Source organism: Corynebacterium sanguinis, from assembly GCF_007641235.1.
GTDB classification, from domain to species: Bacteria; Actinomycetota; Actinomycetes; order Mycobacteriales; family Mycobacteriaceae; genus Corynebacterium; species Corynebacterium sanguinis.
Window position 1 is genome coordinate 756,417 of sequence record NZ_CP038157.1, and the last position, 14,971, is coordinate 771,387.

Annotated in this window: 18 protein-coding genes; 6 read left to right on the forward strand and 12 right to left on the reverse strand. The window is 63.7% G+C overall.

Annotated features, from left to right (window positions below; all coding sequences use genetic code 11):
• The first annotated feature begins 6 nt into the window (after window positions 1-6).
• The 3 genes from E3227_RS03750 to E3227_RS03760 all read left to right on the forward strand — a co-directional run bounded on the left by E3227_RS03750 (window position 7) and on the right by E3227_RS03760 (window position 2,211).
• A complete protein-coding gene (locus E3227_RS03750; RefSeq protein ID WP_170228622.1) occupies window positions 7-1,014 on the forward strand; it encodes an App1 family protein phosphatidate phosphatase in 1,008 nt (335 codons plus the stop codon).
• Window positions 1,015-1,024: 10 nt separating this feature from the next.
• Window positions 1,025-1,837: a hypothetical protein gene (locus tag E3227_RS03755; protein WP_144317589.1), complete on the forward strand. Its 813-nt coding sequence runs from the start codon at window positions 1,025-1,027 to the stop codon at window positions 1,835-1,837.
• A 170-nt stretch (window positions 1,838-2,007) separates the two neighbouring features.
• Window positions 2,008-2,211 (forward strand): cold-shock protein, encoded by a 204-nt coding sequence (locus E3227_RS03760; RefSeq protein WP_136650208.1) that lies wholly within the window; start codon window positions 2,008-2,010, stop codon window positions 2,209-2,211.
• Between the two features lie 56 nt (window positions 2,212-2,267).
• Here E3227_RS03760 and bsaP read toward each other — a convergent pair whose 3' ends face one another.
• The 3 genes from bsaP to E3227_RS03775 form a co-directional block, all read right to left on the reverse strand.
• Window positions 2,268-2,471: a biotin synthase auxiliary protein BsaP gene (gene bsaP, locus E3227_RS03765; protein WP_136650209.1), complete on the reverse strand. Its 204-nt coding sequence runs from the start codon at window positions 2,469-2,471 to the stop codon at window positions 2,268-2,270.
• A 1-nt stretch (window position 2,472) separates the two neighbouring features.
• The gene (gene bioB, locus E3227_RS03770) at window positions 2,473-3,486 is read right to left on the reverse strand and encodes a biotin synthase BioB (protein ID WP_144317590.1); all 1,014 of its coding nucleotides are present in this window, start codon (window positions 3,484-3,486) and stop codon (window positions 2,473-2,475) included.
• A gap of 69 nt (window positions 3,487-3,555) precedes the next feature.
• On the reverse strand, window positions 3,556-4,146 hold the full coding sequence (locus E3227_RS03775) for a TetR/AcrR family transcriptional regulator (RefSeq protein WP_144317591.1): 591 nt from the start codon (window positions 4,144-4,146) through the stop codon (window positions 3,556-3,558).
• Window positions 4,147-4,239: 93 nt separating this feature from the next.
• Here E3227_RS03775 and E3227_RS03780 point away from each other — a divergent pair, with 93 nt between their 5' ends.
• Entirely contained in the window at window positions 4,240-5,571 is a 1,332-nt protein-coding gene (locus E3227_RS03780; protein WP_144317592.1) for a M20/M25/M40 family metallo-hydrolase, read from the forward strand.
• Here the strand turns inward: E3227_RS03780 and E3227_RS03785 are convergent.
• Window positions 5,568-6,743: an alpha-amylase family protein gene (locus E3227_RS03785; protein WP_144317593.1), complete on the reverse strand. Its 1,176-nt coding sequence runs from the start codon at window positions 6,741-6,743 to the stop codon at window positions 5,568-5,570. The two genes, E3227_RS03780 and E3227_RS03785, sit on opposite strands and share 4 nt — an antisense overlap.
• A 9-nt stretch (window positions 6,744-6,752) precedes the next feature.
• A complete protein-coding gene (locus tag E3227_RS03790; RefSeq protein WP_144317594.1) occupies window positions 6,753-8,402 on the reverse strand; it encodes a glutaminase in 1,650 nt (549 codons plus the stop codon).
• Window positions 8,403-9,060: 658 nt separating this feature from the next.
• On the opposite strand from E3227_RS03790, the gene E3227_RS03795 reads away from it, so the two are divergent.
• The gene (locus E3227_RS03795) at window positions 9,061-9,255 is read left to right on the forward strand and encodes a hypothetical protein (RefSeq protein WP_144317595.1); all 195 of its coding nucleotides are present in this window, start codon (window positions 9,061-9,063) and stop codon (window positions 9,253-9,255) included.
• Window positions 9,256-9,315: 60 nt separating this feature from the next.
• On the opposite strand, the gene manA is transcribed toward E3227_RS03795, so the two are convergent.
• From manA to E3227_RS03830, 7 genes are all read right to left on the reverse strand, one after another.
• Complete coding sequence (manA, locus tag E3227_RS03800; protein WP_246062735.1) at window positions 9,316-10,404, reverse strand: mannose-6-phosphate isomerase, class I; 1,089 nt, start codon at window positions 10,402-10,404, stop codon at window positions 9,316-9,318.
• A 146-nt stretch (window positions 10,405-10,550) separates the two neighbouring features.
• Window positions 10,551-11,540, reverse strand: coding sequence for a cation diffusion facilitator family transporter (locus E3227_RS03805; RefSeq protein ID WP_144317596.1), 990 nt, complete (start codon window positions 11,538-11,540; stop codon window positions 10,551-10,553).
• Window positions 11,540-11,953 (reverse strand): transporter substrate-binding domain-containing protein, encoded by a 414-nt coding sequence (locus E3227_RS03810; RefSeq protein WP_375544002.1) that lies wholly within the window; start codon window positions 11,951-11,953, stop codon window positions 11,540-11,542. The genes E3227_RS03805 and E3227_RS03810 overlap by 1 nt, the downstream gene beginning before the upstream one ends.
• A gap of 161 nt (window positions 11,954-12,114) precedes the next feature.
• Window positions 12,115-12,708: a class I SAM-dependent methyltransferase gene (locus E3227_RS11915; RefSeq protein WP_144317598.1), complete on the reverse strand. Its 594-nt coding sequence runs from the start codon at window positions 12,706-12,708 to the stop codon at window positions 12,115-12,117.
• 11 nt (window positions 12,709-12,719) lie between these two features.
• The gene (locus E3227_RS03820) at window positions 12,720-13,073 is read right to left on the reverse strand and encodes a hypothetical protein (protein ID WP_144317599.1); all 354 of its coding nucleotides are present in this window, start codon (window positions 13,071-13,073) and stop codon (window positions 12,720-12,722) included.
• 3 nt (window positions 13,074-13,076) lie between these two features.
• The gene (locus tag E3227_RS03825) at window positions 13,077-13,349 is read right to left on the reverse strand and encodes a hypothetical protein (RefSeq protein WP_144317600.1); all 273 of its coding nucleotides are present in this window, start codon (window positions 13,347-13,349) and stop codon (window positions 13,077-13,079) included.
• Window positions 13,350-13,363: 14 nt separating this feature from the next.
• A complete protein-coding gene (locus E3227_RS03830) occupies window positions 13,364-13,903 on the reverse strand; it encodes a TetR/AcrR family transcriptional regulator (RefSeq protein WP_144317601.1) in 540 nt (179 codons plus the stop codon).
• A gap of 61 nt (window positions 13,904-13,964) precedes the next feature.
• Here E3227_RS03830 and E3227_RS03835 point away from each other — a divergent pair, with 61 nt between their 5' ends.
• Window positions 13,965-14,957, forward strand: a complete 993-nt coding sequence (locus tag E3227_RS03835) for an alpha/beta fold hydrolase (RefSeq protein WP_246062736.1) — start codon at window positions 13,965-13,967, stop codon at window positions 14,955-14,957.
• Window positions 14,958-14,971: the final 14 nt, after the last annotated feature.

The following is a 14,971-nucleotide window of genomic DNA, read 5'->3' on the forward strand; positions in this document are numbered from 1 at the left end:
GTGCTCATGGGTTTAGCGGATGTTGTGTGGTCAGCTGAAAGGCGCCTGGTGCGTTCCCAGGTGCGTCGTCACGCGCGCGCGGGTTGGCAACCGCGCGCCACGGGGTTTACGGGCTACGGCAGCCCAGAGCGCGCACGCGTGGTGGGCAGGGTGCTGATGCACAATCCCGCAGACAGCCACGAACACAGCACGGTGCAGCGCGGCTGGCGGCAGTTTGTTACTACCCCGGTGCCCGACGCCCCCGTCACGGTCGAGCTTGGCAGCCAGCGTATCGACGCCCGCACCAACGACGAGGGTTACTTCGAGGTTCTCATCCTCGGCCACGGGCTAGAACCCGGCTGGCACGACGCCACGGTCAGCGTCGCCCTCGGCGAGAGCCACGAGGCCGCACCGGTGCACATCATTTCCGACGAGGTCACCCGCGCGATCATTTCCGATGTAGATGACACCATCATGGTCACGATGCTGCCACGCGCGGCGCTCGCGGCGTGGAACTCATGGGTGAAAAAGACCAACACCCGCCAGCCCGTGCCCGGCATGGCGCAGTTTTTCGAGGCGCTGCGCGAGTCGTCGGAGCCAGTGTTTTACCTCTCCACGGGTGCGTGGAACACCTACGACACCCTGGTGGACTTCATCGACCGCCACAGTCTTCCGCGGGGCCCGCTCCTGCTGACGGATTGGGGACCGACCCAGACCGGCCTGTTCCGCTCGGGCCCGGAACACAAGCGCGTCCAGCTGCGCAACCTGATCATCGATTTCCCCAACATCACCTGGACGTTGGTGGGCGACGACGGCCAGCACGACCCGATGATCTACTCCGATGTCGTCTTCGAGCACCCCGACAAGGTGGAGCTGGTGGCGATCCGCGAGCTCTCGCCCTCGGAGCACATACTTGCCCACGGCAGCACCACCACCATCCAGCAGCCCGGCAATTACCAAGGCACGCCCTCGATTTCCGGCACCGATGGCTACGCGCTCGTATCTGAGTGGGACAAACTGCGCAGCACGGTTTAGGATTTTCGCCGTGATAACGCGCGCGGCGCTTCGGGTGAGCCCGCTTCTTCTACTGGTGTTCGCCACTGGCTGCACCCCGGCGGCGGTGCCCGCCCCTACCCCCGCCTACGCTACGGCCGCTACCCCCGAGGTGTTGGACGTCACCGGCACCCTGCGCGCCCTGCGCGACGACATTGATGCCATCGAGGAGGAAACGGGCACAGAGCTGGGCATTTCGCTTTACAACGGCCACGTCAACGGCTACACCGGCACCGTCGCTACCCTCCCGTCGTGGTCCACAGTTAAAGTGCCTATCGCGTTGGCCGCCCAGGAACACTGCGACGTCAGCGACGAGGCTTTGCACACCTTGATCAAGGCCGCGATTGAGTGGTCGGACAACGACTCTGCAAGCACGCTCCTGGACTGCGTGGGCACGGAGCACGTCGAAGAGGAGGTCGCCGAGGCCGGTGCCTCCATCAATGCGAATGCCGCGTTTGGCCGCTCCGAGTGGCCGTTGGCCTCAGCGGCGCGCTACGGCTGGTACCTGTCCACCCGCGACGAAGACAACGAGGTAATCGTCGCGATGTACAACGTGGTCGACGAGCAGCAGTGGGGTCTTGGCGCGTTCGACAACGCGGCGTTTAAGGGCGGCTGGAGCGGTGACCGGCGAGACGGGTCGTGGCATTCGCGCCAGTTCGGTTTCGTGCCTGTCGACGACACCGCGCTCGGCGTCGCCATCGCCGCGCGCTCACCGGACGGTTCCGACACCGACACCATCGAGGCGCTGGACCAGCTCACGGCCGCTTTGGCCAAACAGCTGGGGGTAGAGATTCACCCCCGATAGCTCCCCCGGGACGAAAGTGTGACAGGCTTAAGCGCAGTCGCAATTTATTGTACAGTGCTGAACCCTAGATTCACGTGCTCGCAAGGATTTAACAGTCGTTTTCGACTCGCAGTGGCAGTGAATCATGTTGCCACTCGTAGCATCACCAGAAGAAACTTGAAGGTAAAAATATGGCACAGGGTACTGTGAAATGGTTCAACGGCGACAAGGGCTTCGGCTTCATCGCTCCCAACGACGGCTCCGCGGACGTGTTCGTCCACTTCTCCGAGATCCAGGGCAGCGGCTACCGCAACCTTGAGGAGAACCAGCAGGTCGAGTACGTGGTCGGCGAGGGCGCCAAGGGCCCTCAGGCCCAGCAGGTCGTAGCCCTCTAAGAGCTCACGAACCACCGCCGCACCTTTTGAAAAAGGGGTGCGGCGGTTTTTGCGTGTTAGCGCTGCAGCCACTCCGAGCGGAACAACCCGTGGCGCGAGCACGTTGCTTCCCAGCCGACGGGGTTGAGCTTGACCACCATGCGGCGCTGGCACAGCGGGCAGATGCGCGGCACGTCCCAGTCGCGTCCCTGTGGGTGGGTGAAGTGCGCCGCGCCGGACAGGATGGCGTCGGCAAGCTCGGTGCTCTCGGGCGCTCGCACGCTAGAGGGCCTTGATGGTGTCGTAGACCGCGGGGATACCGAGGCTGGTCACGCGGTCCACGGCGTCACGGTCGGCCTCGATTGGCCGGCCGGCGGTGGTGAGGTAGTTGCCGCCGATAATCGCGTTGGCGCCTCCGAGCAGGCCTTTCTCGGTGCCGTCGTCGCCGAGCGCGAGCTCAGTGCCGCCGGCGAAGCGCAGCTGCGCGGTGGGCATGGCAAGCCGGAACGCGGCGACCGCGCGCAGCGCCTCGCCCTGAGGCACCAAGGGGCGGTCGGCGAAGGGGGTGCCGGGGCGGGGGTCGAGGAAGTTCATCGGCACCTCGTGGGGTGTAACCTCGGCGAGCTGGGCGGCGAACTCCGCGCGCTGCTCGAGCGTCTCGCCGAGGCCGATGATGCCGCCGCAGCAGACCTCCATGCCCTCGGCGCGGACGAACTCGAGGGTGTTTTTGCGCTCGTCCCAGGTGTGGGTGGTGACCACGTTGGGGAAGAAGGAACGCGCCGTTTCGAAGTTGTGGTTGTAGCGGCTCACCCCCATCTCGCGCAGCTGGCGGGCCTGGTCGCGGCTCAGGATGCCCAGGGAGGCGGAAATGGAGATGTCTACCTCTGCGTTGATCGCCGCGATAGCGTCTTTGACCTGGTCGAGGAGGCGCTCCGTGGGGCCCTTCACCGCCGCGACAATGCAGAACTCGCTCGCGCCCATCTTGGCGGACTGGCGCGCGCCCTCGACAAGTTCTTCGATGTTGAGCCTCACCGCGCGCACGGGAGATTCGAACAAGCCGGACTGGGAGCAGAAGTGACAGTCCTCGGGGCAGCCGCCGGTTTTGAGCGAGATGATGCCTTCCAAGCTGACCTCGACACCGCAGTGCTTGATGCGCACCTCGTGGGCGAGCTCGAGGAGCTCGGTGAGGTGCTCGTCGTCAATGCTTAAGACCTCGAGGATTTCGGCCTCGCTAAGGCTCTCGCCGCGCTCGAGGACTTTCGTGCGTGCGGTGTCGAGGGTGCTGGGTGCGCTCATGGTTGAACTCCGTTCAATTAGGTTGGCAACACTATATCCCAAACTCATTAAACGGTGTTCAAGAATCGGCTACGGAGTGCCGTAATCCAAGGCACTGAGCGTATCGCGAACCATCGCTAAGTCCCTGCGCACGTCCTCCAGGCTCTTCTGGTCGCGCACCGCCGCGGTGAGGCGCTCGACGACGCCACTGGCCACGAACTCCGCCGTGCAGCGGATGTGCTCGTCAGGCTTCTGGTGGCCCGTCTCATTCAACCGCTGCGCAATCTCGCTTTCCATGATCGGCCACATGCGCTGCACGGCGAGCGAATGGACCTGCCAGTGGATCGGGCCGTCGCATAGGTTGCGCAACGAATCGCCGTAGGAGCGCGCGGTCTGATTCAGGGCTTCCACGATCTTTTGCAGCAGCTTCGTCTCATTCGACGCGGTGTAGGTCCACTCGAGGGCCGGCTCGATCATCTTCTCCGCCGCCGCGAACAAAAGTGCGTCGCGGTCGGCAAAGTGCTCGTAGAACACCTGTCGGCTCAGGTTGCCGGTCTTGACAATCTGAGACACCGACAGCGTCTCCGCGCGGTGCGTCTTCAGCAAAACGATCGTTGCCTGAATCAGCGTCGCGCGGGTGCGCACTGCTCGCGGATCGGTGCTCATTTCGCGTCTCGCCACGTTCCTACCTTCCAGTTGCTCGTAATCAACGATTTTAAATGCACCGTTACGCATATAAAGAATCCGCCACCCATCGAAACTACACTCGTTGCAATGAATCAAGACACCCCCCTTGTTGAGACAACTGTCACTTTGCTCAAAGAGCTCATCCGCAACGCCTGCGTCAACGACCTCACCGCCGATTCCGGAAACGAAGTCCGCAACGCCAACACGCTGGAACGTTTTTTCGAGGGCACAGGCGTGCGGGTGCAGCGCTTCGAGCCGCACCCGTCCCGCGTCTCCATCGCCTTCACGGTTGAAGGCACCGACGCAGACGCGGAGCCGCTCACGCTGCTCGGCCACACCGACGTCGTGCCCGTCGACCCGGCCAAGTGGACGCGCGACCCCTTCGGCGCCGAGGAGGTCGACGGGCGGATCTACGGCCGCGGGGCCACGGACATGCTCTACATCACCGCCGCGATGGCGGCCGTCACACGCGAGGTTGCCACATCGGCAAACCGCCCGAAAGGCACCCTGACGTTCGTCGGCTGCGCGGACGAGGAGGCCCGCGGCGGGCTCGGCGCCGGGTGGATCGCCGAGCACGAACCGGACACGTTTAGCTGGCGCAACTGCCTCTCCGAAGAGGGCGGCAGCCACCTGCCCGTGGCCGACGGCAGCGACGCCGTGGTCGTCGTCGTCGGCGAGAAGGGCGCAGCGCAGCGCAGGTTGACCGTCCACGGAGATGCCGGCCACGGGTCTACGCCCTACGGCCGCGAACTCACCGTCGGGCTCATCGCTGAGGTCGCGCGGCGTATCGCGGCGATGGAACCCGACGTGATCAGCGACGAGCTGTGGGAGGGCTACGTGCGCGCCTTCCGCTTCGACGACGCCACGCAGCAGGCGCTCATCGGCGGCTCATCGTTCGACTCACTGGGCGATCTCGCCCGCTACTCGCACGCGATGAGCCACCTAACCATCGCACCGACGGTGCTGCGCGCCGGCCGCGCCATCAACGTCCTGCCTTCAGAGGCCTACCTCGAGCTCGATATCCGGCCGCTACCGGGTCAGACCCAGGAGGACATCGACGCCGCGTTGCGCGAGGCGCTCGGCGACCTGGCCGAGCACGTCACCATCGAGCATCTCATCACCGAGGACGCCACCGTCTCGCCCGCCTCCGGCCCGCTTTACGACGCCATCGTGGACACCATCGGCGGGTTCTTCGACGACGCGCCCGTGGTTCCCACCATCGCCGCCGGCGGCTCCGACCTGCGCTTTGGGCGTCGCAAAGGCGGCGTGGGCTACGGCTTCGCCCTCCACCACCGCGGGCGCACGCTTGGCGACGTCCTCGACCTGCTCCACTCCCACGACGAGTACGTCGAGGTCGCCGACGTGGAGCTCACGGTCAAGGCGTACCGCTCGCTGGTGAAGCGCTTTATCGGCGCCTAAGAGCCAGAGAACTCGTAGAGCGTCTCGCCGCCTGAGTGCACGCGCACGCCGACCGGGGACGTCAGCCAGGCGTCGACAAGCAGCTCGTGCTCGTCGGTGAAGCAGCGCAGCGAGATGGTCTCGTTGCTTAAGTCGGTGACTTCTACGCTCGCGCGCGTTAGCCAGGGGTGGCGGCGGCGCAGCCCGATGAGCGCCTGGTGCTCGGCGTAGATCCAGCACCCGAGCTCGGAGAGCTCCGCCGGGGTGGCCGGCAGCTCGGGGCGTACCGCATCGTCGGCCTCGAAGCCTTCCGTGCGCAGGCCCACGAAGCCCTGCTCGTCGCCGTAGTAGATCGACGGCATGCCCGGCAGCGTGAGCAGCAGGGCCGTCGCGATGACCGCCTTGTCCTGGCCGATCTTCGAGGCGATGCGGTCGACGTCGTGATTGCCCACGAACGTGTTGGGCAGGACCCGCTGCGCGATGTCCTGGTGGCGGCCAAGGGCGTGGTCGAGCTCGAAGAAGTTCGCGTCATGCAGCGAGGACCAGAGTGCTTTCCACAGCTCGTACTGCGTAACGGAGTCCATCGTGCCCGCGGTCGCGATCCCGGCGTAGTCGCCGTGGATGACCTCGCCGAGGAACATCGCGTCCGGGAACTCAGCACGAACTCGGGCGAGGACATCCGCCCAGAAATCTGCCGGCACCGAGTAGGCGACGTCGAGGCGCCAGCCGGTGATGCCGCGGCGCAGCCAGTGGCACATGATGTCGGTGACCATGTCGCGCACGCGCGGATCGTCGTGGTGCAGGGTGGCGAGCTCGCCGTGGCCCTCCCAATCGGTGTCGCCGGCTAGGCCGTCTTGAACCGCCGGGTGCGTTCGCGCCACATGGTTGAATACCCCGTCGAGCATGACGTTGATCCCACGGGCCTGGCACTGCTCGATCAGCCAGTCGAAGTCCTCGTCGGTACCCAAGCGCGCGTCGATGGCGTAGTGGTCAAGCGTGTCGTAGCCGTGCCCGACGGACTCGAAGATCGGCCCGAGGAGCAGGCCGTTGCAACCGAGCTCGATGAGGTAGTCGAGCCAGGGGCCGAGTGTGCGCAGGCGGTGGTCCGCGTCCCCCTCGACCCTGTTGCGGATCGGCGCGCCGGTGGCCCCCAGCGGGTAGACGTGCCACCAGATGGTGTCAGCGGTGGTCATCAGCACTCCTTAGCTGTCGCGGATCAGCGGTTCGAGCTGGTCAGACAGGCGCTTTTCCCACGCCTTAGCGATCTTGTCGTAGTTTTCCTCCTGCTCGTGCATGCCGCGGTGGGTAAACGTGACCTTGGTCGAGCCGTCGTCGGCATCTTCGAGGTCGAAGATGAGGTCGGTGTCGCTCCACTGCTTGTCCTCGCGGTCGCTTCCCGACGGCTCCACGTGCCACACCAGGCGGTCCCCGGCGCGGGCCTCGGCGACGCTGAACTCCGCGTACTGCTCATCGTTGTCGAAGCGGAACTCCCCGCCCTTCTCGCCAGCGGAGCCGTCGGTGGTTTCGATGGTTTCCTCCCACCACTGGTTCGGCTGGGTAATCGCCTTGTAGACCTTGTCGCGCGGTACGTCGATAGTGAACGAGGTGGAGAAGTCCTTGACCGCTTCGAGATGCGTGCCGTCGGAGAACTCGTAGTCCGGCATCGCGGAATCCGGGTCGTAGATGGACACGTCGTAGCCGTTGTCGCGGATGGAACGCACGCCCTCCTTGATCAGCAGGCGGCCCGCCTTATTGAACGAGGTCACGTGCGACACATCAAGCACGAGCGCAGAACCCACGAGGCGGTACTCCTCCAAGTCGTGGAGGATCTTCTCAGCGGCCGCGAAGTTGATCATGCCCTGAAGCTGCACCACCGTCGCGTCCTTACGCCGCAGCACGGCCTTGATGCCGGGCGCGGAGTAGTAGTCCGAGCCCATCAAGTTGAGCCCGAGGGTGGTGGAGATCTCCTTGAAGATCTTCACCCCTCGCACCGAGTTTCCCTGCTCATTGAGCCTTGGGCTTAACGACGCTATGCCCAACTGCCCCGGCATCGTGCCGATGAGCCCTCCCGCGACGCCCGACTTCGCCGGAATACCAACGTCCACCATCCAGCGCCCGGACCCGTCGTACATCCCGGCCGAGGTCATCACCGCCTGGGTGACCTGGCTTGCCGTGGAGGACAGCACGCGCTCGCCCGTGATCGGCTGCACCCCGCCGTTGGCCAGCGTCGCGGCCATGAGGGCGAGGTCTTTGACCGTGACCATGATCGAGCACTGTTGCGTGTACGAGTTCACGGCATCGTAGGGCACGTCGTTGACAACGTCGAACTCGCTGAGCAGGTGCGCAATCGCCATGTTGCGGTCGGCCGTCTCCAGCTCGTGCTCGACTAGGTCTTCGTCGATACGCAGATCGCGGCCGGCGAGCTGGGAGAAGAACGCGCGGATCTTCTCCACTCGATCCTCGACGCAGGAGTCGGCGCCGTTGATGAGCTGGTTCACCGCGATGGCACCGGCGTTGATCATCGGGTTCGAGGGGCGGTTGTGTTCGTCGAGGGAGATCGCGTTGTACGCGTCACCCGAGGGTTCAACGCCCACAATCCGGTGGACCTCCTCGGGGCCAAGCTCTTCCAAGGCGAGCGCGTAGGCAAACGGCTTGGAGATGGACTGGATCGAGAACTCGCAGTCGTCGTCGCCGACCGAGTAGAGGTGGCCGGAAGTCGTGCACAGCGCCAGGCCGAGCTTGTCTGGGTCGGCGTTGCTTAAGTCCTCGATGTAGTCAGCTACCTCGCCGCCGTCTTCGTTGCGGACGAGGTCAAGGATTCTGTTGAGGTACTCGGGTACAGGTGTCGGCATGTCGCCATGGTACGCGCGAATGAGCGGTTCCCGGCGGGGCACGGGAGGACCAAATACCCCCGGAATGGGGTAGGTTTCGAGGAAGTTCCGGAAAGAGATAATACCTGTACAGCGGCTATTTCTGGGAAAATTCTGACAGCAAACCTGAGAGCGGGTGCCCCCGCACGCGGGCTACGTACAGGAACTATCCAACAATTCTGTCAATTTCGGAAATTATGTAACGCCGCATACTAAGGTGCCTCTAACATTTTTTACTCACTAATTTGGTTTGCCTATTTCTTGTAGGGCCAAAACTTTCCTAAATTGAAAAGCGTCCGAACAAGCAATACACAGAAAGAGAAATCATCATGATCGAGATCTTCCAGAACCTCATCGAGTTCCTCAACACCACCCTCAAGACCCTCGTCAACCTTCCGGTTGACCTGTCTTCCAACCTCTCCTCCACCATCCTCTAAGGCTGGCTGAGAGCTAAAAACCGCAACCTTTTGGTTGCGGTTTTTTCATGCCGCTTGGGCCCTTATCTGCGCGTTTATACTTTAGTTCCCTGCGCGGATCCACATGCAGGTCAAAGAGGGTACGAAAGTACATAGTGTTACGGCGAAGTCTCGTTATATCTTTGCAAGCGTTCAACCGACACCCTCCCGAAAGGAAACACACCATGTCCTTCATCGCAGATCTCATCGTTGGCCTCTTCGAGTCCAGCCTCAAGCAGCTCTCCTCATCCATCGACTTCCAGGCTCTCCTGGAAACCGCTTCCTCCAAGGGCTCCTCCGCCCTCGAGGGCCTGTCCTCCAAGATCGAGGCTGGCAGCTCCGCTAAGGAAGCTGCAACCACCACCGCTGCTGCTCAGTAAGCTCAGCTAGCTACAGCTTCAACCGCGCCCCGCTAACGGGGCGCGGTTTTTGCGTTCCTGCTACCTCACCACAAAACCTGCCGCGGCGACGCCCTCGACCGGCACGCACCCCTCGTGCGCGCCAACCCACGACGCCTCGCCGGGGCCGAGCCTAACGTCGCCAACCGCCAGCTCACCCGCAGTATTGATCACGATGGCCGGGCCGGCGACGGGTTCGCCGCCAGATGTCGGGGAGACGCTGAAATCGTCGACCGGGACGTTGAAGGAGCCGTCGACAAGCTGCGCCGTCGGGTTATCCAGGGTGACGAACTTAAGGACCGAAAACAGCTCGTCGGAGTCAATGTGCTTGCTGGTCATCCCGCCGCGCAACACGTTGTTCGAGTTGGCCATGACCTCCACGCCCATCCCGCACAGGTAGGCGTGCAGGTTGCCGGCAGCGAGAAACAGTGCCTCACCGGGCTCGAGGGAAACGTGGTTGAGCAGCAGCGCGGCAACCACGCCGTTGTCGCCGGGGTACTCCCGCGCGATGAACGCCAGGTTGGCGGCGGTGCCTTTACACTCCGAGTCCCCCGCCGCGAGCTCGGCCGCGCGCTGCGCCACCGCCTCGGCGGCATCCACGGTCAGCGCTAGCTTCAACGCGCGGGCGAGGCGATCGGCGGTGTTGAGGGAGGCGTCGTCAAGCGTGCGCTCCAACTCGGCGAGCTGCGGCAGGTCGAAGGTGCGCAGCAGCGTGAGGGTGCGCTCGATGGGCTGGAAACCGGCAATCGCGCGAAACGGAGTCAGGGCGATGAGCAGCTCCGGCTTGTGGTTGTCGTCCTTGTAATTACGGTGGGGCGCATCGAGCGGGATGCCGGCGGCGTTCTCGCGCGCGAAGCCCTCGCGGGCCTGCTCGAGCGACGGGTGCGCCTGCAACGACAGCGGCCTTTTTGCCGCGAGGAGCTTCACCAAAAATGGCAGCTGCTTACCGGACTCGCGCTCAATAACCTCGTCGAGTGGGCCCTCGCTCGTCAGCGCAGGGGCGCTCGGGTGCGCGCCAAACCACAGCTCCGCCTCGGGCTGACCGGAAGGTGTGCGCCCCTGCAGGCCCGCGATGAGTTCCTCGTGGCCCCACTCGTAGGTGTGCATCGTTCCGGTGAGCTTCAGGGCCACGAGGATCCTCCGTTGGTGGGACGCGTATCAGCGCACTAAACAGAAAGTGCTCCTCCACCCTACACCGATTACCCAGTGGCGAGCAGAGGTGACACATGGTTTTACCAGGGACAACACACCCTCCAGCAAGAATGGTGGGCCTAGAATCAGCGGTCCTCTTTGACCAGGAATTCCGGGATCGTCGTGGTGGGCACGACCACGATGTCGTGGAGCTGGAAGTCGAGGTCTTCCAGCAGCGTTTCAATCTCGCGCAGCTTATCGACACTCACCTCATGCCCCGACCGCGGCACCACGAACACCTCCACATGCAGCACGTGACCCAAATCGCGGAACCGCGCCGCCGCGTCGTGCACCCAGTCCACGCCCTTGACCGCATCAACGGCCGTGTCCAGGATGGGGTGAACATTGCCGTCGAGGTCGGTCGGGCGCGCGTCGGTGAGGTCGCGGATTGCGGTGCGCAGGTTGCTGATGCCGTCGGCAACAATAGAGAAGGACACCACGATGGCCGCCACGGCATCCGTCCACCAGATGCCGAGCCCGACGCCGAGCACGCCGACGATGGTGGCCACGCCGGTCATCCAATCCGCTTTGTTCATGTCCGCGTCGGCGTAAAGCACCTTGTCTTGCAGCGGCTCGGCGAGCTTCAGCTTCATTCGGCCGAGGATCACCGGGCCAATGACGGACAGGGCCATCACCGCGACCATGAGCCAGCCCAGCCAGATGCTGTGGCCGAACAGTACCACGGTGCCGATGGGGGGCTTTTCCTGATTGAACAGGCCGATCGCAGAGGAGATGAGCAGGAAACTGCCCATTGCCAGCAGCGCCGAGCCCGCCACGACGTGCCCGACTCCAATCGCCCGGTGGTGGCCGTAGGGGTGCTTCGCGTCCGGGTTTCTCCTGATGATGCGCGTGGCCACCAGAAACGCGATCGGCGGCAGCAGGGAGAGCAGGTCCTCGTACCACGCCGCCTTCATCGCCTGGGACTGGCCGGACACGATACCGACCAGGGCGATCGTGACCACGAGCACGCCGATGGTGATCCACTCCAGGCGCACCGCCTTGCGCAGTAGCTCACCCTGCTTCTCCGGCAAGGCATCGATTCCGGAGCCGGTGCTTGCTTCATCCACGCCGGACATCAGATCTCTCCCTCCGCGCGCGCCAGGTAGCGCTCGAGTTCCACCATCAGCTTGTTCTCCCCCATTGGCACGCCCATGACCATCTTCTCGTCGCTGCCGCTTTCGCTGGTCACGGTCGTATACGGGCGCGTCAGGGCCATGTGGCTCACCCAGGGCGAGGTTGCGGTGAGCCCGCCGATCATGACGTCAATCTCACCGTCCTCGATCCAACCCGCCAGCACGCTTTCCGACGCCACCTTGTACTCCACGTCCGCATCTATCGAATCCGCGAACCCGCGAATGAGCTCGGCCTCCGAGCCCGAGACCTCGCCGGTCGCATCATTCACGCTGGTCCACGGCTCGTGCTCGGACACGCCGACGACGAGCGTTCCGCCCACCGCGCGGTCGTAGGTTCCCTCAACATCGCGGGGCAACGCACCGCACCCCGCCACAAGCGAGGCGCTCAGAAGCGCCGCCCCTACAATGTGAACTAACCAACGCATCCCGCACCGCTTCTGTCATAAGTGGGTATTTACACAGCGGATAATACTGTGCTCTGCAGTCCGGCGGGCTCTTGAGGGACAGCGGTTGCATGTCAACGCCGTCGAGCGACGATCGCGCCGTGAGGCCGGGCACCCGAATCATGCCTTCTACTTGTCTGCTCGACAACGAAACCGGAACGATCTAAGAGCAAGCACATCTGTGAGACGGGCCAGAAGAAGGCGGGGCAAACTGCGTGGCCGAATTTCTCGTGTTGGGGCCCCTCAAAGAACCCGACTAACAAAGTTCCTTCCGGGCATAGTGCCGTGTGGCACTGCTGGAGAGCTTCTACTACCTCGTACTCTTCCATGTGGATGAGCGAGTACCAGGCGAGGATTCCATCGGCGGATTCCGGCTCAAGGTCGCTGAATGAACCCTGGCTGTATTCGACATCGGGATACAGACCGGAAGCTATCTCAATGAAGCGCTTAACGGGGTCTATTCCGCGGATGACTGCCCCGCGCCCGTGTAGGAAAGCGGACCAGTGCCCGGGGCCGCACCCAACATCAAGGATTTCACCGCATACGCCTTCAGCCCAGCCAGCGATAAGTTTTCGGTCCGTCAGGTGAGTTGTTTTGATCGATCCGAGGAGAGCGGCGTATTCGTCGGCTCGGTCACCGTAGGCCGTTAGCGTTGGGAGGTGAGACATCGGGCGCTAACTTACTCGAGCGGGATGGCCACGGCAATGAGGACCACGGCCGGTGACAGAAGCGCCGCCAGAAGCAGCCACGCTTCAGGCCGGGCGAAGTTAAGGGTGGTGCCCATCCCGTGTTCCACTAGGACGCGTTCGTCGTCGGGGTTAGCGTAGAACATGCCCCAGCGCAGGTGCCCGTCGAGCTCGCCGGGTCCGGCCGCGGCCGCTATGCGGCGCTGCGCCACCCGCATCCGGGCAACAAACCAGATGAGCAAGAGGACGAGCGCGGAGATGACGATCAGCGTCGACGAGCCCCCGCCGAGAAACCCGAGCAAACTGGCGGTGATGCCGCCGAGGGAGACGACCGTGATTCCGGCCATCAGCTAAGCGATCAGCGGCATCATCTCGTTCGCGGTCGCGCGGGCGTGGTCGTCTCCGTGTTCCGCTTGGCTGTGGGTGGCGTAGAGCACCAAGGGCGTGAGCAGACCGAGCGGTACCGCACCGATTGCGAGCATGCCGAACACCGCTCCGGGAGTCTTGGAGGTGAAAGCGTCGGGCGCACCGGCGACGAGCAACGCAGCGTAGAGGGCAACCGTGCTGTAGAGAATGATTGGCGAAGCCGCTGGCACGGGATTGAGTTCGATGTCTCTGCACACTGTGAAAATCCTAATTAGTGGTGGGACGCTATGTACGAATCGACCACTATTTGGGCTTGAGTGGCGCTGAGGTCGCCGGTGAGGACGCGTTGGACGAGGCCGTCGGCAAGCGCAATGAGTGCCCTCGCGCGAGTACCAGCATCGCTGAATCCCGCCTGAGCCATCAGCCGAGCTACCTCGGCTTCCTGACCGCGCTTTGCGTCGGTGATGATGGCGCTGATGGTGGGCTCCACTAAACCGTAGGCAACGAACGCACTCCAAATAGCTGCGCCACGGCGCGCATTGTCATCGCGCGGAATAACGTGTCCGATGGCGTACTCGAGCTGCTCGCAGGCGGTTCCGGCCTGCTCGTTATAGCGATGCTCGGCGGCTGCGACGAGTGCTCGGCACGTCTCCACGAGCAACTCGTCTTTGCTGCGGAAGTGGTGCTGAACCCGGCCGAGTGAGACCCCGGCTTCGGCGGCGACGTTGCGCATGGACAGTCCAGAAATTCCCTCCTCCGCAATTGTTTGCAAAACCGCGTAGATGATTTCTGTGCGGCTGTCGAAAGTCATGTTGCAAGCATACCAATACGACCGTATCGTTGGCGGCAATACAAACGTATTGGAGATCACTGTGACACTTCGCTCTGCCCCTAAAACCCTTGCCCTTCTGCTTGCCCTCCTCGTAGCGCATCGCGTCTTTCTGGCGTGGACCACACCTCCCGACGTCGGCCACTGGCGCTCGAGCACAGGCCGCGACACCTATACGGATGCGTACGACGCTGCCTTGGCAGTGGGACCCACCCCGTATCGGAGCGTTTACGTGCCCACCCGATTCGGCACGGCACATGTCGTCGTCTGGGAACCGGATGTCGACCACGGTGAAACGCCAGTTCTTCTCACCCCGGGGCGTGCTTCGGGCGCGCCGATGTGGAACGAGCTGCTCCCCTATATCGGAAACGCCCGCACCGTCTACGCCGTCGACGCGATCGGAGATGCCGGGTTATCCGCACAAAGCTCGCCGATCACCTCGAGCACCGACCAAGCGCAATGGCTGTCGGAGACCCTGGAAGGCTTGGGAGTTGACTCAGCCCACGTCGTGGGACACTCATTCGGCGGGGCAACGAGTGCAGCCCTCGCAGTCGAGCGCCCCGACCTCGTAGCCTCCATTGCGTTGATCGAGCCCGCGTTCACCCTCGTCTACCCGCCACCCGCCACATTCTTCTGGGGCACGGTGATCTTGCTCCCTGTGCCCCAATCACTGAAAGACCGAGCGCTCGCCGAGATCGGAGGCACGACGGCGGAGGAAGTCCGCCAGGACGATCCCGTCTCCACCATGATCGACCTCGGATCTCGGCACTTTAGCGCCGCCCTCCCTACCCCGAAGCCTCTGAACAGTGCCCAGCTAGAGCGCCTGAGCATGCCCGTCTACGTGGCTATCGCAGACACTGATTCGCTCGCTGGCGGGGAGGTCGCCGCGGAAAGGGCACGGCAAGCGATTCCCGACGCCATCGTCCACGTCTGGCCAAACACGACTCATTCACTGCCGTTCCAAGTCCCGCAGGAGCTCAGTGCCGAGCTGGAGTCGTTCTGGGCGGCAGGATCGGGCGGGGCGGTGAGCCGTTAGCTACTCTGCATCGC

Coding starts and splice junctions, on each gene's coding strand:
- E3227_RS03750 (WP_170228622.1), top strand. CDS start 7: ATGGGTTTAGCGGATGTTGTGTGGTCAGCTGAAAGGCGCCTGGTGCGT.
- E3227_RS03760 (WP_136650208.1), top strand. CDS start 2,008: ATGGCACAGGGTACTGTGAAATGGTTCAACGGCGACAAGGGCTTCGGC.
- bioB (WP_144317590.1), bottom strand. CDS start 3,486: ATGAGCGCACCCAGCACCCTCGACACCGCACGCACGAAAGTCCTCGAG.
- E3227_RS03780 (WP_144317592.1), top strand. CDS start 4,240: ATGAATCAAGACACCCCCCTTGTTGAGACAACTGTCACTTTGCTCAAA.
- E3227_RS03785 (WP_144317593.1), bottom strand. CDS start 6,743: ATGACCACCGCTGACACCATCTGGTGGCACGTCTACCCGCTGGGGGCC.
- E3227_RS03790 (WP_144317594.1), bottom strand. CDS start 8,402: ATGCCGACACCTGTACCCGAGTACCTCAACAGAATCCTTGACCTCGTC.
- E3227_RS03795 (WP_144317595.1), top strand. CDS start 9,061: ATGTCCTTCATCGCAGATCTCATCGTTGGCCTCTTCGAGTCCAGCCTC.
- E3227_RS03805 (WP_144317596.1), bottom strand. CDS start 11,540: ATGTCCGGCGTGGATGAAGCAAGCACCGGCTCCGGAATCGATGCCTTG.
- E3227_RS11915 (WP_144317598.1), bottom strand. CDS start 12,708: ATGTCTCACCTCCCAACGCTAACGGCCTACGGTGACCGAGCCGACGAA.
- E3227_RS03820 (WP_144317599.1), bottom strand. CDS start 13,073: ATGGCCGGAATCACGGTCGTCTCCCTCGGCGGCATCACCGCCAGTTTG.
- E3227_RS03830 (WP_144317601.1), bottom strand. CDS start 13,903: ATGACTTTCGACAGCCGCACAGAAATCATCTACGCGGTTTTGCAAACA.